Origin of the sequence: Dehalobacter sp. DCA, from assembly GCF_000305775.1 — a bacterium.
Classification (GTDB): Bacteria; Bacillota; Desulfitobacteriia; order Desulfitobacteriales; family Syntrophobotulaceae; genus Dehalobacter; species Dehalobacter alkaniphilus.
Genome location: NC_018866.1, coordinates 1,672,983 through 1,688,444, shown reverse-complemented (window position 1 = coordinate 1,688,444; position 15,462 = coordinate 1,672,983). Strand labels below are relative to the sequence as shown.

Annotated in this window: 11 protein-coding genes and 2 pseudogenes; 10 read left to right on the top strand and 3 right to left on the bottom strand. The window is 42.7% G+C overall.

Annotated features, from left to right (window positions below; translation table 11 throughout):
- Positions 1–1,592 precede the first annotated feature (1,592 nt).
- The 4 genes from DHBDCA_RS08085 (at position 1,593) to DHBDCA_RS08070 (ending at position 6,100) form a co-directional block, all read left to right on the top strand.
- Positions 1,593–3,248: a reductive dehalogenase gene (locus DHBDCA_RS08085; RefSeq protein WP_015043730.1), complete on the top strand. Its 1,656-nt coding sequence runs from the start codon at positions 1,593–1,595 to the stop codon at positions 3,246–3,248.
- 62 nt (positions 3,249–3,310) lie between these two features.
- Positions 3,311–3,628 (top strand): hypothetical protein, encoded by a 318-nt coding sequence (locus DHBDCA_RS08080; protein WP_015043729.1) that lies wholly within the window; start codon positions 3,311–3,313, stop codon positions 3,626–3,628.
- 107 nt (positions 3,629–3,735) lie between these two features.
- On the top strand, positions 3,736–5,022 hold the full coding sequence (locus DHBDCA_RS08075) for a 4Fe-4S binding protein (RefSeq protein ID WP_015043728.1): 1,287 nt from the start codon (positions 3,736–3,738) through the stop codon (positions 5,020–5,022).
- 127 nt (positions 5,023–5,149) lie between these two features.
- A complete protein-coding gene (locus DHBDCA_RS08070) occupies positions 5,150–6,100 on the top strand; it encodes a trigger factor (RefSeq protein WP_015043727.1) in 951 nt (316 codons plus the stop codon).
- 100 nt (positions 6,101–6,200) lie between these two features.
- Here the strand turns inward: DHBDCA_RS08070 and DHBDCA_RS14960 are convergent.
- Positions 6,201–6,815: pseudogene (locus DHBDCA_RS14960) on the bottom strand (IS3 family transposase); the annotation flags it as partial.
- 640 nt (positions 6,816–7,455) lie between these two features.
- On the bottom strand, positions 7,456–7,680 hold the full coding sequence (locus tag DHBDCA_RS15780; RefSeq protein WP_144020279.1) for a hypothetical protein: 225 nt from the start codon (positions 7,678–7,680) through the stop codon (positions 7,456–7,458).
- A 637-nt stretch (positions 7,681–8,317) separates the two neighbouring features.
- On the opposite strand from DHBDCA_RS15780, the gene DHBDCA_RS08055 reads away from it, so the two are divergent.
- From DHBDCA_RS08055 to amrS, 6 genes and pseudogenes are all read left to right on the top strand, one after another.
- The gene (locus tag DHBDCA_RS08055; RefSeq protein WP_015043721.1) at positions 8,318–9,973 is read left to right on the top strand and encodes a reductive dehalogenase; all 1,656 of its coding nucleotides are present in this window, start codon (positions 8,318–8,320) and stop codon (positions 9,971–9,973) included.
- A gap of 66 nt (positions 9,974–10,039) precedes the next feature.
- Entirely contained in the window at positions 10,040–10,357 is a 318-nt protein-coding gene (locus tag DHBDCA_RS08050; RefSeq protein WP_015043720.1) for a hypothetical protein, read from the top strand.
- A gap of 107 nt (positions 10,358–10,464) precedes the next feature.
- Positions 10,465–10,677, top strand: a complete 213-nt coding sequence (locus tag DHBDCA_RS08045) for a hypothetical protein (RefSeq protein WP_015043719.1) — start codon at positions 10,465–10,467, stop codon at positions 10,675–10,677.
- 111 nt (positions 10,678–10,788) lie between these two features.
- Positions 10,789–10,981 (top strand): annotated as a pseudogene (locus tag DHBDCA_RS14955) (IS3 family transposase); the annotation flags it as partial.
- Positions 10,982–11,322: 341 nt separating this feature from the next.
- Positions 11,323–12,585, top strand: a complete 1,263-nt coding sequence (amrA, locus tag DHBDCA_RS08040; protein ID WP_015043717.1) for an AmmeMemoRadiSam system protein A — start codon at positions 11,323–11,325, stop codon at positions 12,583–12,585.
- 21 nt (positions 12,586–12,606) lie between these two features.
- Entirely contained in the window at positions 12,607–13,551 is a 945-nt protein-coding gene (gene amrS, locus DHBDCA_RS08035) for an AmmeMemoRadiSam system radical SAM enzyme (RefSeq protein WP_015043716.1), read from the top strand.
- Between the two features lie 118 nt (positions 13,552–13,669).
- On the opposite strand, the gene DHBDCA_RS08030 is transcribed toward amrS, so the two are convergent.
- Positions 13,670–15,274 (bottom strand): IS1182 family transposase, encoded by a 1,605-nt coding sequence (locus tag DHBDCA_RS08030; protein ID WP_015042568.1) that lies wholly within the window; start codon positions 15,272–15,274, stop codon positions 13,670–13,672.
- Positions 15,275–15,462 lie beyond the last annotated feature (188 nt).

Here is a 15,462-nt window from a genome sequence, read left to right as displayed (position 1 = left end):
TATCTTTAGTAAATTATAATGACTCAACTTTCGAACCCTAGTTGTGCGAATATAAAAACACGACCTACGCTCGGTCGCGACCGAAAGTTGAGATAATTGCTAATCAAAAATAGTATAAATACTAATTTTTTTATTAATAGGATTTTATGGGGAGGGGAGCAGTAAAATATAAATACTGCTCCCTCTGGAATAGATAACGGTAGTTTACGCATTTGAACAAAATTACTTTAGTACTAAATGAGTTAATCACGACGTTACCTCATGAACTTCCACTTGCTACCGACACTGGCGATGGTGACTACTACAAGGAACCAACGAAATAAGACCGGACGCTCGGCGCTTGCCCGAAGGAACTTTTGTTATCTGCGGATCAAAAAGTCCCTTCGGTCCTCCAGCTTACTTATTTGCTCGTGTCACTGGGATGCCAGCGCGCATATCCTCGGCCTTAAGCCTGCGGTATCCCGCGTGGCACCCTGACACTTAACTCATTACTTTGATCAAATCAAACTTTAAGATGCATCTATTTTAGATTCATCTTTATCCTCCTGACTTTAGGAGAAAGGAGGTCGAAAATCGCCGGAACGTTTGAAATACAAGCGTTTCGGCGATTTTAAAATGTCCTATTATTTCAGGTTTATCGTCAGATCCAGCTTGGTACATGAGCGGAACTTTGTCAAAGTAATATTGGTTTTAAGGAGCTTCAGAATCTTAGCTAGATCAAGGTAAGCCTGGGAGACTTGTGTAGGAGTTACGACATTGTTAGGGTATTCTCCCTGAACCAACCCTAATGGCTCATGAATGGCTTCCATTATTCTGGCAGCTGAGGCATTCTTTTGATGAATCTACTAACCCTCGGGCGACTCCTAGACGATGTAATACCCAATTGATAGAGCATTTCCAGCATGGATTCGCCTTTCATCGGGCTACCATTATCAGAATGCAAGACCAAAGGTTCTTCTTGTCGGGTTATATTCTGAGCCATGACTGCCCACCGAATGAGTTGACTGGCATGTTCCGCACTTTCTTCGATCCAGACTTCCCATCCGACAATGTCTCGGCTAAAGATGTCCAGGATGAGATATAAATAGAAGTAGATTCCTCTAACAGGGCCTGGCAAATATGTAATATCCCAAGACCGTACACGATTAGGTTCGGTCGCACAATGCGTGGATTTAGGTCTGCTGGAGGGTGCCTTACAACGTCCACGATGATTCTGTTCACCTGCTTCATGCATGACTCGATAGAAGGTTGATTCGGAGGCGATGTAGATACCTTGGTCCGCAAGCATCGGGACAATCTGACTGGGTGGTAAACTTTGAAATTCAGGTTAGTTGACTAATTCTAGAATCTCCTTGCATTCTGCTTCCGTAAGTTTATTCGCTGGTTCAGAGCGCTTTGCCAAGGGTCTCCGATCTGCTTCAGGTGCCCCATTCTTACACTAACGTTGCAATGTTCGTACCGATATGCCAATTTCTTTACAAGCCATCTGTTGGTGTGCTCATATATTGTATATCCCTGCACATCAAAATTAATAGAGTAGTTTTATAATAATTATTAGGCACGTGCAATTATTATTAAGGAGGAAGATTCGAATGGGAGAAATCAACAGGAGGAATTTTTTAAAAGCCTCGATGCTTGGAGCAGCTGCAGCTGCTGTAGCCTCGGCATCTGCGGTGAAGGGGATGGTTAGCCCCTTGGTGGCTGATGCTGCGGACATCGTGGCTCCGATCACGGAAACCTCAGAATTTCCATACAAGGTGGATGCAAAGTACCAACGTTACAATAGTCTGAAGAACTTCTTTGAAAAGGCTTTCGACCCGGAAGCAAACAAGACTCCTATTAAGTTTCATTACGACGATGTTTCCAAAATCACAGGCAAGAAAGATACGGGGAAAGACCTGCCCACGCTTAATGCGGAAAGACTTGGGATCAAAGGGCGTCCGGCGACACATACAGAAACAGCCATGCTTTTCTTTACTCAACATTTTGGTGCCATGCCACCCCAGCGCCATAATGAAGCAGGCTGGACCCCAGTGGAAGCGGCCTTGAACGCCGGAGCCTGGGCTGTAGAATTTGATTTTTCCGGATTTAACGCAACAGGTGGTGGTCCGGGAAGTTTAATCCCGTCTTATCCCATAAATCCTATGACCAATGAAATGGCTAAAGAGCCTGTCATAGTATCCGGTTTGTACAACTGGGACAATAGCGATGCTGAAGGTGTGCGACAACAAGGCCAACAGTGGAAATTCAAATCAAAGGAAGAAGCCAGTAAAATCGTTAAAAAGTCAGTCAAGTTCCTGGGAGCCGATCTGGTCGGCATCGCACCCTATGACGAGCGTTGGACCTATTCTAACTGGGGCAGGGAGATTCCAAAACCTTTTAAAATGCCCGACGGCAGAACTAAATATTTTCCATGGGATTTGCCAAAGATGATGTCAGGCGGGGGAGTAGAAGTTTTCGGACATGCAGAATTTGAACCTGATTGGGAGAAGTATGGAGGTTTCAAACCAAAAAGTGTGATTGTCTTCATTCTTGAAGAGGATTACGAAGCTATACGCACCTCACCGTCAGTCATTGCCAGTGCCACGGTGGGGAAAACTTACTCCAATATGGGAGAAGTAGCTTACAAAATCGCTGTTTTTCTGAGGAAGCTTGGCTATTATGCAGTGCCGGCAGGAAACGATACCGGAATGAGTGTTCCTATGGCCGTTCAGGCCGGGCTTGGAGAAGCAGGTAGAAACGGACTTTTAATTACCCAGAAATTCGGTCCGAGACATCGCATCGCCAAAGTCTACACCGACCTGGAACTTGCTCCGGACAAGCCGAAAAAATTCGGGGTACGCGAGTTCTGCCGCCTGTGCAAAAAATGTGCGGATGCCTGCCCCGCCCAGGCCATCTCCCACGAGAAAGACCCTAAGGTTCTGCAGCCAGAGGATGTTGAGGTATCCGAAAATCCATATACTGAAAAATGGTATGTTGATTCCGAACGCTGCGGCTCTTTCTGGGCCTATAACGGTAGTCCCTGCGTAAATTGTGTAGCTGTATGTTCGTGGAACAAAGTCGAGACCTGGAACCACGATGTGGCCAGAATAGCCACTCGAATACCATTGCTTCAGGATGCAGCCCGCAAGTTTGATGAATGGTTCGGCTATAACGGGCCTGTAAACCCTGATGAAAGACTTGAATCGGGTTATGTTCAGAACATGGTCAAAGACTTCTGGAATAATCCTGAGTCTATAAAACAATAGTGATTTCAATGTCAAATATATTAATCATAAGGAGAAAATTATTATAAGGAGTGAAAGGTATTATGAATATATATGATGTGCTGATTTGGATGGCACTGGGTATGATTGCATTGCTTATCCAATACGGAATCTGGCGGTATCTGAAAGGGAAGGGCAAAGATACCATACCTCTTCAAATCTGCGGGTTCCTCGCCAACTTTTTCTTTATATTTGCTTTGGCCTGGGGATATTCCAGCTTTTCGGAGCGTGAATACCAAGCTATTGGCATGGGATTTATCTTCTTCGGAGGCACGGCACTTATTCCTGCGATTATTACTTACAGGCTGGCTAACCATCCGGCAAAAAAAATCAGAGAAAGTTCGGATTCTATTTCTGCTTAGCAATTAGAGTATCAAGCCATAGGGTTAATGAGGCCAGTAAGTGTCTCTTCAGATACTTACTGGCTCATCTCTATAATCTTCATAATTTTTTAAGAGGTTCATAAGCTGTGAAAACAAAGAAAAATAAAGCAGAGTTGGAAAATAGAAGAGGATGGGAATACTATTATCAATTTTCTTTACTTCTCACTGCCATAATAGCTATTTTATATGGTGTGTTCTGGGCTCCTCAATCGGTTGATTACAAGGGAATCATCCAAAAAAATGTTCTCGGCGTTATATCCATAGAAAAAATGATGGGGAATCAGCATGCCTATAAAATCGATACGGCACAGGGACGTTTCTATGCAGTATGTGATTCGGCTATAGGATATCAATCCAAAGTTGAGGCTATGACTATCGTCAACGAAAAGGGCCTTATAGAGAAAGTTATTATTACTAAACAGGGAGAGACTCCGGTTTTTTTTGAAAGGCTCACAGACCAAAAGTATTTTGACGGCTTTCAAGGTCTTGCAATCAAGGAGCCTATTTATTTGGGAGGAGCATATGGATATTCGGGATATCTGGGTAGTATAAAAACAAATAATTATATTGACCGGGTAACAGGTTCAACAGTGTCGTCACATGCTGTGGCTGAGGCTGTGAACAAAGGGAATTCTTATTTATCAGGGCAATTTTTTAACACCCAATGGGCCAACCCTTACGATTTATTCCAGCTTAGCTGGAAGGATATGGCCATGATTGCGATGTTTTTAATTGCGTTTGCCTCAGCCTTTATCAAGAAGCTCGTAAAAATACGTCTGGCATTCCTGCTGGTTAGTGTCGTGGTGCTTGGTTTTCTCGTTAATCAGTTTGTGACAGGCAGCTTGCTTCTTTCAGCAATTACGTTGCAGATTCCCAGGATAACTAACCTGAAATGGTATGTGCTTATGGCCGGGTCTCTCGGATTTATTATCCTTTTAGGAAAAAATCTGTATTGCGCTTGGATTTGTCCTTTTGGAGCAGTACAGGAGATTCTTAACAAGGCTGCAGGGTTCAAATCTCTGAATATTTCCCAGAAGACTATTAAAATACTCAGGCTGGTAGCTCCGACCATTTTATGGGTTGCACTTCTGCTGGGCACATTACTGGGTGACTATGGGACATTGGATTACCAGCCTTTTGGCGCGCTCTTCCTGTTCAAATCGGTATGGTTAATGTGGTTGATGTTACCGATCTTCTTGTTTATGAGCTTATTTATTAGCCGTTTTTATTGTAAATTCTTCTGTCCGGTAGGATTTATTTACAATTTGCTTAACCGTTGGCGAAATGAGGAGGTAAGAATATGGAAACAGAGAGTAGATCGATTGAAACGCAAAAAAAAGGAAGAACAAGAGACCTGGTCTTCACACTCTTGATCCTTATTTTCGCAGTCGCCCATTTTGTTGTAATGCTTCAGTCAGTAGGAATCCTGAGGGCTGACCGTTGAAATTTTCCTGAGAAAGTAGCGTATCAAATAGACATAACGAGGGAGGAATCGTGATAATGAAACAGTTCGAACTTGGACAATATAAGGGTCTAAATGTCAAGCGTTTTGATACAACAGTCCAAGAAGAGGAGATTCAGCAAGCCTTAGATTATATCATAGGCTCTTTTGATGAAATTGAAGAAGAAAAAAGAAATGAGCCTATTAAAACAAACGATTATGTAATCGTGGATATTGACGGTTTTGAAAAGGATGCAACAGTCCCGGTTATAAGAAGCCTCGATACAAAATTAAGAGTAGGCAGTGAAGGTGTATTTCAAGAAGTTAGTGCAAATCTCCTAGGGAAGAAAATGGGCGACACAGTGACCTTTGAGGCAGTTATTCAGCCCGATGCCTTAGAATTTCAGCGTTGGTGGGGAAGCGAGATTAGATTTACTGTTAAGATTAAGAGCGTTTTTGTGGTGAAGAAATCAGAATTGACTGAGGAATTAATTAGGAAAATTGAACCTGATCTAAAAAACCTGGAAGACTTAAAAAATATGCTGGCCCTAAAAATCACTCACGAAAAAGAGGGGAAGGAACGGGAGGCAAATATTCTCTTGATTTTTCAAGCTTTAGTTAAGCAATGTAAGTATGAATTTGATGAAGAAGAATTGGATTCAGCTGCTGAAGATTTATATAAGAAATTTACTGAAGAACTCAAAATAGTTGATGATATGGAACTTATGGAATATTTGATCCATAGAAAAATAACTGCAGACCAATTGCTGGTCGAATGTAAGGAAGAGGCATCCAGAAGGATTCTCTGGGAACTTATGATAAATTCTGTGATTGAGAAAGAAGAGATAAATCTTACTCCGGATGAAATCAAATATCTTGAAAAGCGAATTAACGAAAGCCGACAAAACGGTCAACTCCCCGAAGAGTTTATGGACATCAATTTTTTACAGGCACCGTATTTACGAAAAAAAACAATGGACTATTTGCTAGAAATCAATTTGGCAAGTTAATCTATCCTATCTTTTAAGATTATCCTGGCAGTCAAGGGTCTTCGGCTTCGCCTCCGATGAACGAGCGTTGCTCGCCCTTGACAACGGCCAAACGACTTCGCTAAGCGGCTCTTCGTTGATATTCATAGTATCTCTTTAAGAATTCAACTGGTGTTATGTTGCCTAATGCTTGGTGTCTTCGCTTTCGATTGCAGAAGCCTTCTATATACTAGAATATATCATTTCTTGCTTCTATCAAGTTCTTGTACTTCCTGTGATGTAGCCTTTCTGATTTGATGGTACTGAAAAAGGTTTAATTTCATTTTGCTCCAGTTCTTTGATATAGGCTGCACTACAATCTTGGCTTCCTTGGTCAGAGTGATGGATTAATCCTTCGTCCGGCCTGTGCCGCTTTAAACCATTCCTTAGTGCTTCCAAGCATAGTTCTGTTCTCATATGGTCTGCTATTGCCCAACCGACGATTTCTTTATGAAATAAATCCTTAATGGCTGCCAGATATAGTTTTCCATTTCCAATTGCAAATTGGGTTATGTCCGTCACCCAGACGGTATTGGGTGCATCTGCTTTAAAGTTCTGATTAAGAAGATTTGACGCTTGCTTGGTCCTCGGCTATCCCAATCATAGAAACCACTCCGGGACACATCTAATGTTTCGCACATCTTCTCAACCGGAAAGCCGGAGCTGCTCGCTTTCTTGATGATTCATAAACTATTTGTATCAGCCGTACGATATCTTTCTTAAATTGTTCGTCATAACGTTTCCCATTTTTGCTCATTTTTTCATCCTCCACAGGTTTATTTTACTCCCTGTACATTAAAATTAATAGAATAGTTTTAACCTGAGTTTTGCAGTAAAAATATATAAAAAAGCTCTGTCAGTACAGCATTTATGCGGACTGCAGAGCTCTTTTTGGCATATTAGTGTTGTATATTCAGACTTTATTTTGTGGTATTGCAAAATCTTTTCATTTCTGATGTAATCATAATTTTATTCCCTAAGTCAATGCCGAAGACTCCTTCCAACGACTGCAGGATTTCATCCCTGTAATCAAACAGGTAGAAATTCCGGTATTTCACCAGTTTCCTTGACGAACTTTATGTTTTTGATATATCCAGCAGCACCGATACTGGTAGCCCTTGTATATTTACCAGGATTGGCAATTAAATCTTTTGCCTTTGCAAGGACAAGTGCCCTTACTTTTTTCTGTTTTTCTGCATATTTTTTTGAATATTAGGCCATTTGTTTCTGATAAATGGTCATTTTCAAGGTGCGTTTTCCCTGCGTGTTTTCTAGTTGTATGGTTTTTGCATATACTCTGGATTTGTGGGTGAAAATAACTTCCTCTCCAGCCTTATCTATTTCCTTAGTATGAATGTATCCATCGAGATATCCTTTTTTACCCTGCGGATGATCGGAAGAAGAGAGGTCTTTTCGCTTTCTCCTCCGGAAAAGGTATTGAAAGCCATAGGAATGCCGTTTGAGTCTATGAAAAGACCCATCTGGACAATCGGATCAGGGCGGTGTTCCTTTGATGGTCTTTTTTTCGTAATCCTTTGTTTCCAGAATACCGTTATCATCATATTCGTCCTCATCATTGTAAGGAATCTCAAAGTAATAATTTGTGACATCTGTATTCGATGTTTAGACGTTTCTGCTTATTCTGAAGAAAAGTATTGATGCCAAGCAGAGAATAAATACGCTTAGGAATAGCATATCCCAAGTTATTTCTGAAAGATGCATTATCTGCAAGGCGCAGGTTAATGGCAACTTTAATTTTTCGCTCGGGAGGAAGAACAGAAAGGTTGCGTTCTTTTGCAATAGACTTAAAGTGGGCAATTGGATCATCGTATATTTTTTTCAAATCATCAAGGTAACCGATCTTTTCTACGGTTTTATGTTTAACCTCACCATTAATTTGTTAACCCTGTACAAAAGACAGGAATGCTCTTCCGTTACTAACACTCTTTTTAAGAAACATGGCAATCACCTCTATATACTATATATAGATATTTCAGCATATTATACAACAATATATAACAATATAATCCATAAACATTGACATTAAAATAGCCCGTAATATAGGGCTTGGAAAAGTGTTTCCTATTTATTTTTTTGAAAAAAATGGATATATTGTATATCTTTGTACATTAAAATCAATAGAATAGTTTTATAATAATTTACAGGCACGTGCAATTATTATAAAGGAGGAAGATTGGAATGGGCGAAATCAACAGGAGGAATTTTTTAAAAGCCTCGATGCTTGGAGCAGCTGCAGCTGCTGTAGCCTCGGCATCTGTGGTGAAGGGGATGGTTAGCCCCTTGGTGGCTGATGCTGCGGACATCGTGGCTCCGATCACGGAAACCTCAGAATTTCCATACAAGGTGGATGCAAAGTACCAGCGTTACAATTGTATGAAGAACTTCTTTGAAAAGACTTTCGATCCGGAAGAAAACAAGACTCCTATTAAGTTTCATAACGACGATGTTTCCAAAATCACAGGCAAGAAAGATACGGGGAAAGACCTGCCCACGCTTAATGCGGAAAGACTTGGGATCAAAGGGCGTCCGGCGACACATACAGAAACAGGCGTTCTTTTCTATAGTCAGCATATGGGTGTCATGCCACCCCAGCGCAGTAAAGAAACAGGCTGGACCTCGTTGGATGAGGCCTTGAACGCCGGAGCCTGGGCTGTAGAATTTGATTTTTCCGGATTTAACGCAACAGTTGGTGGTGGTCCGGGAAGTTTAATCCCGTCTTATCCCATAAATCCTATGACCAATGAAATGGCTAATGATCCTGTCCTGGTATCCGGGTTGTACAGCTGGGACAATAGCGATGCTGAAGGTGTGCGACAACAAAACCAACAGTGGAAATTCAAATCAAAGGAAGAAGCCAGTAAAATCGTTAAAAAAGCAGCCTGTTTCCTGGGAGCCGATCTGGTCGGCATCGCACCCTATGACGATCGTTGGACCTATGCTTCCTGGGGCAGGGATATTGAAAAACCTTTTAAACTACCCAACGGCAAAATCAAATATCTGCCATGGGATTTGCCAAAGATGCTGTCAGGCGGGGGAATAGAAGTTTTCGGACATACAGAATTTGAATCTGATTGGGAGAAGTATGGAGGTTTCAAACCAAAAAGTGTGATTGTCTTCGTTTTTGAAATGGATATTGAAGCTTTGCGCACCTCACCGTCAGTCATTGCCAGTGCCGCGGCGGGGAAAGCTTACTCCAGTATGGGAGAAGTATCTTACAAAATCGCGGTTTTTCTGAGGAAGCTTGGCTATTATGCAACGTCGTCAGGAAACGATACCGGATTGAATGTTCCTTTGGCCGTTCAGGCCGGGCTTGGAGAAGCAGGCAGAAACGGACTTTTAATTACCCAGAAATTCGGTCCGAGACATCGTATCGCCAAAGTCTACACCGACCTGGAACTTGCTCCGGACAAGCCGAGAAAATTCGGGGTACGCGAGTTCTGCCGCCTGTGCAAAAAATGTGCGGATGCCTGCCCCGCCCAGGCCATCTCCCATGAGAAAGACCCTAAGGTTCTGCAGCCAGGGGATTGTGAGGAATCCGAAAATCCATATACTGAAAAATGGCATGTTGATGGCGAACGCTGCGGCTCTTTCTGGACCTATAACGGTAGTCCCTGCGCAAATTGTGTAGCTGTATGTTCGTGGAACAAACTCGAGACCTGGAACCACGACGTGGCCAGAATAGCCACCCAAATACCATTGATTCAGGATGCAGCCCGCAAGTTTGATGAGTGGTTCGGCTATAACGGGCCTGTAAACCCTGATGAAAGACTTGAATCGGGTTATGTTCAGAACATGGTAAAAGACTTCTGGAATAATCCTGAGTCTATAAAATGATAGTGATTTCAATGTCAAACATATTAATCAAAAGAGAAAAATATTATACGAGGAGTGAAAGGTATTATGAAAATATATGATGTGTTGATTTGGATGGCTCTAGGTATAACTGCATTGCTTATCCAATACGGAATCTGGCGGTATCTGAAAGGGAAGGGCAAAGATACCATACCTCTTCAAATCTGCGGGTTCCTCGCCAACTTTTTCTTTGTATTTGCTTTAGCCTGGGGATATTCCAGCTTTGCGGAGCGTGAATACCAAGCTATTGCCATGGGATTTATCTTCTTCGGAGGCACGGCACTTATTCCTGCGATTATTACTTACAGGCTGGCTAACCGTCCGGCAAAAAAAATCAGAGGAAGTTCTGATACTATTTCTGCTTAGCTATTAGAGTATAAGCCATAGGATTTATTGGGGCCAGTAAGTGTCTCTTCAGATACTTACTGGCCCATCTCAATAATCTTCATAATTTGTTAAGAGGTCGAAAAACTGTGAAAATAAAGAAAAATAAGGCAGTGTTGGAAAAAAGAAGAGGATGGGAATACTATTATCAATTTTCTCTACTTCTCACTGCCATAATAGCTATTTTATATGGTGTGTTCTGGGCTCCTCAATCGGTTGATTACAAGGGAATCATCCAAAAAAATGTTCTCGGCGTTATATCCATAGAAAAAATGATAGGGAATCGGACACAGGTGAGTTAGAGTAAAATAAACCTGTGGAGGATGAAAAAATGAGCAAAAATGGGAAAAGTTATGACGAACAATTTAAGAAAGATATCGTACGGCTGATACAAGAAGAGAATCGGTCAATATACCTTTTTCAGCACCATCAAATCAGAAAAGCTGCATCACAGGGAAGTACAAGGACCTGAAAGAAGCAAGAAATGATATATTCTGGTATATAGAAGGCTTCTACAATCGAAAGCGAAGACACCAAGCATTGGGCAACATAACACCAGTTGAATTCTTAAAGAGATACTATGAATATCAACGAAGAGCCGCTTAGCAAAGTCGTTTGGCCGTTGTCAAGGGCGAGTAACGCTCGTTCATCGGAGGCGAAGCCGAAGACCCTTGATAGCCAGGATACACTAAGACCCTCTTGGCCTTATGCCACCCGGCGAGGGCGGTCTCCTGCTACCAAATTGAAATATTGAGGAATTCTAAGAATTCATTAGAAAAACTAACTCTAGAGTGTCTGTTTTATCGAGAAAAGGTCAAATTAATCTAATCCAAACAGATGCACTGGCAGGATAAATGTGAATATAAAAAGAAAATATATAAAAAATTAATCATAGGATAAAATGAATTTTTAATTCTCAATATACCAGAAACTAAGGGGGTATTGCTATGAGTCTTGTCTATGTAGGGTTTGTTCCTCATCCTCCAATTCTCGTGCCTGAGGTCGGGCATGGTGAAGAAAAAGGTTGTCAGCAAACAGCAGAGGCTTATAGGACGCTCGTTCAGCAAGTCATTGGGATGAATACGCAGACGGTTCTGATTGTATCTCCTCATGCGCAGCTGGCCGAGCAGGGTTTGGTAATCTTAGACGGAGACACTCTCTCCGGGAGTTTCAGCCGTTTTGGGGCAGGCCAGGTTAGCTTAAGCTTTGAAACAGATCAGCAACTCGTGGAGACCATCAAGGAAGAGATTCCTGATGCTTTTCCTGTCCGGGCAGAGCTCGATCATGGTTCGCTCATCCCGCTTTACTTTCTTCATCAAGCCGGATGGTCCGGAAAGATCGTTGTCTTAAGCATGCCGATGAGCAGTCCGGAACATTACGGAAAAAAAGTTGGCCAAATTTTAAATGATGCAGCTGAACGCTGCGCCTTGATTGCAAGCGGTGACCTTTCCCACCGGCTCAAAGAAGACGGACCTTATGGATTCCACCCTTCAGGCCCCAAACTGGACCAGCTTATAGTCAAAGGATTGAAAAGAGATACAACACTGCTCAGGGGGATTCCCGCTAGTCTTTTGGATGAAGCAGGTCAGTGCGGCTATCATTCCCTGCTGTTTGCACTCGGGGCGAGAGAAGGCGCGATTAAGGTTCTCTCCTATGAAGGACCGTTTGGTGTAGGTTATCTCATTGCTGAGATCTTTCGTTCTTCACCGATTGCCGGTTATGCCAGGGAATGCCTGACTTACTATCTTACATCCCAGCCTTTTGACAGGTTAAATATTCCTGGAGACCCTCTACTGAAAGAAAAGAAAGGCTGCTTTGTTTCCCTTAAAAAGGATGGGACTTTGCGGGGCTGCATTGGTACGATCCAACCGGTAAGAGAAAACCTGGCTTCAGAAATTAGACATAACGCCATAGCAGCAGGTACCCAGGATCCACGCTTTTGGCCGATCCAAGCGGAAGAACTGCCCTTAATATCTGTATCTGTCGATGTTCTTGGAGACACGGAGAAGATTACTGGACCCGAAGAGCTGGATCCTCAACGTTACGGGGTAGTTGTACGCCGGGGTGGAAAGGTCGGGTTGTTGCTGCCTCATCTTGAAGGGATTGATACGGTTGAGGAACAGGTCGTAATAGCCAAACAGAAAGCTGGTATTGATTCGGAGGAGGAAGTCGAGCTCTGGCGTTTTGAAGTCGAACGTTTTTTTGAATAACAGGAAAGAGGGATGAAGCATATGACAGGATTTTCTGAATGTCCGCTATGTCCGCATCACTGTAAACTCAAAGAAGGCCAGTCCGGATTCTGTAAGGTCAGAGGGTGTCGGAACGGTGAAATCATACCGCTGACTTTTGCTGAAGTCGCTGCGTTTCATCTTGATCCTGTGGAGAAGAAACCGCTTTATCATTTCTATCCGGGAAGCTGGATATTCTCTGTCGGCGGCTATGGCTGCAACCTGCACTGCTTCTTCTGCCAGAACCATGAGATCTCCCAGAAATATGAGCAGGGCCGCCGAATTTCCCCGAAGCAGCTGACGGAAATGGCCGGGGAAGACCAGTCCGTCGGGATTTGCTTTACGTATACGGAGCCTCTGGTCTGGTACGAAATGATCATGGAGACAGCTCCGCTGGTCAAAGAACGGGGAGGAAAGGTCGTTCTGGTATCCAATGGGATCATCGAACAGAAATACCTCGAATATCTAATCCCTTACATCGATGCGGTCAATATTGATATCAAAGGGTTTACCCCGGAATTCTACGAGAAATACACCGGAGGGAAACTGGAGTGGGTGTTAAAAACAGTTGAAACGCTGGTGTCAAACGTTCATACCGAGATCACAACGCTTGTTATCCCGAACTTGAATGACAGTCCGCAGGAAATTGAGGCGCTGGCCAAATGGCTGTCCGGCTTAAATACTCCGCTGGCGTGGCATTTGAGCAAATATCATCCAATGCATAAAAGCAAAATACCGGCAACAGATGAAAAGAAGCTGAAGAAACTATGGGGGTTGGCCAAAGATTGCCTACCGTATGTGTGCCTTGGAAATATGGCAGGAGGCAACACAACCTATTGTCCGCAATGCGGTCAGGAGGTTATTACCAGAGACATGCAGGTCACCGTTAAAACCACAGAAGGGAAATGCCGATGCGGTCAAGAAATTTGGGGAGTTGGACTCTTATGACCAATGACAGGTTTAGGATTAACCGGATATGCGTAATATTAAAGGGGGCGTAACGAAACTTTAGGTTTCGGTTGCGCCCCCTCACTTTTTATGGTGAATTTTTTTAAAATTTAGTTTCCTATCCAGTGATCAACGCCATTTTTCTCATATTATGAGCGATGCAATGTAATCCCCACTCAATTTTAACCTTTTCTAGCCCTTTTAACAGGAATCTTCGCATACCGTGATTCCCTTTAATGTCTCCAAAGACGCTTTCAACCTCGACCGGCCTCAAGCTCCTCATGCGCAAACCTTCTTCTGAACACAAATTCCTGCGGGCCTGTTCTTTATAGGCATTCAGTTTGCGATTGACATATATTCTTCTGTTAGCGTATGGATCGGATGACTTCACGCACTGGTTCCGATGAGGACACCCGGAACAATTCAGGCATTCATAGATTCGGATCAAACTCCTATAGCCATTGTCACTTTTTTGGTGCCGCTCGTATAAGAAAATGAGTGTTCTCCCATAACCGCAGATATATTCATCATTTTCATGGTCATAGGTGAAGTTCTGTGGTTTCGTTATGTCTTCTTTCCATTTCTTACTGGCTTCTTTGTGGAAGGTATTATATTTGACATAAGACACAAGCTTTTTCTCCTGCAGATAGTCGTAATTTTCTTCGCTGCCATAGCCGGCATCGGCAATAATATTCTTTGGTAATTCCCCATGCAGGAGCGTTTTTAATTCTTCCAGGTGATCCTTCATACAGCTGGTATCGCCCGGTCTCTGATGAACACTGTAACCGACCACAAACTGGTTCTCCGTCCCGATCTGGACATTGTAACCTGGCTTTAACTGACCGTTTTTCATATGGTCTTCTTTCATTCGCATAAAGGTGGCATCGTGATCTGTCTTGGAGTAACTGTTTCTTTCTTCCAGGATCAGTTCTTGCTGTTCATATTTCTGCATTCTTGGCAGATAATCTTTCGTAAGGGTGTTTCTTGTTTTCTTTAACTTTTTGGTTTCAGCATCTACTGTCTCTTCTTCCGATTTCTTAGCCAGTCTCTCGTCAATTTTCCTTACGGCTTCTTCAATAGCCTCTGAGTCAATGGGCTTGCCATTGCCTAGCTCTTCTAAATCACTGTCGCCGTATTCCGCATTTTCTTCTTCATTGATCTGATCGATTTCTTTAAATAATTCCCGGCATTTCTCCCTTAACGCTTCTTTATAGCGCTTCGTGGATTTGCCCCATACCCAACTGTATTTATTGGCATTGGCCTCAATTTTTGTCCCGTCTAAAAAATAATTTTCCAGCTTGATGTATTTTTCTTTGACTAAGAGTTCAATAACTTCAGCAAATACTTCTAGAATAACCTCTTTCATCCGTTCACTCCGGAAGCGGTTAACTGACATGAAATCCGGCTGATTGCCGCCGCACAGCCACATATACATAATATTTTCACGGGCCGCTTTTGCTATCCGGCGGCATGAAAAAACCCTGTCCGTATACGCATAAACCAATAACTTGGTCATCATGACAGGGTGAAAGCTGGAACGGCCGCCTCCAGGATATTTGGCAAACAAGGGTTCGAGATTCATGCGATCGATAGCACGATTCACAACTCGGACGACATGGTTTTGAGGAATCAGGCTGTCGATGCTTAACGGCAGTGTTTGTTGTTCCTGCACATAAGGTTTAAATACTTTCTTGGTATGTACTTTCTGCCCTTTCTTAGACATTCAAATACCTCCAAATATGGCAATATTTATATCCATAGACATTATACCACATTCACGTCAAAATATCTCCCTATATCTGCTGATTTCTTCAAATATTGCAGACTTGCACAGATTCACAAGCGGACGTTAGTGGCAGCAGCGTTAAAAAACAGAAATCCGCAGCGTTAAAACATGCCAACGGTTAACTT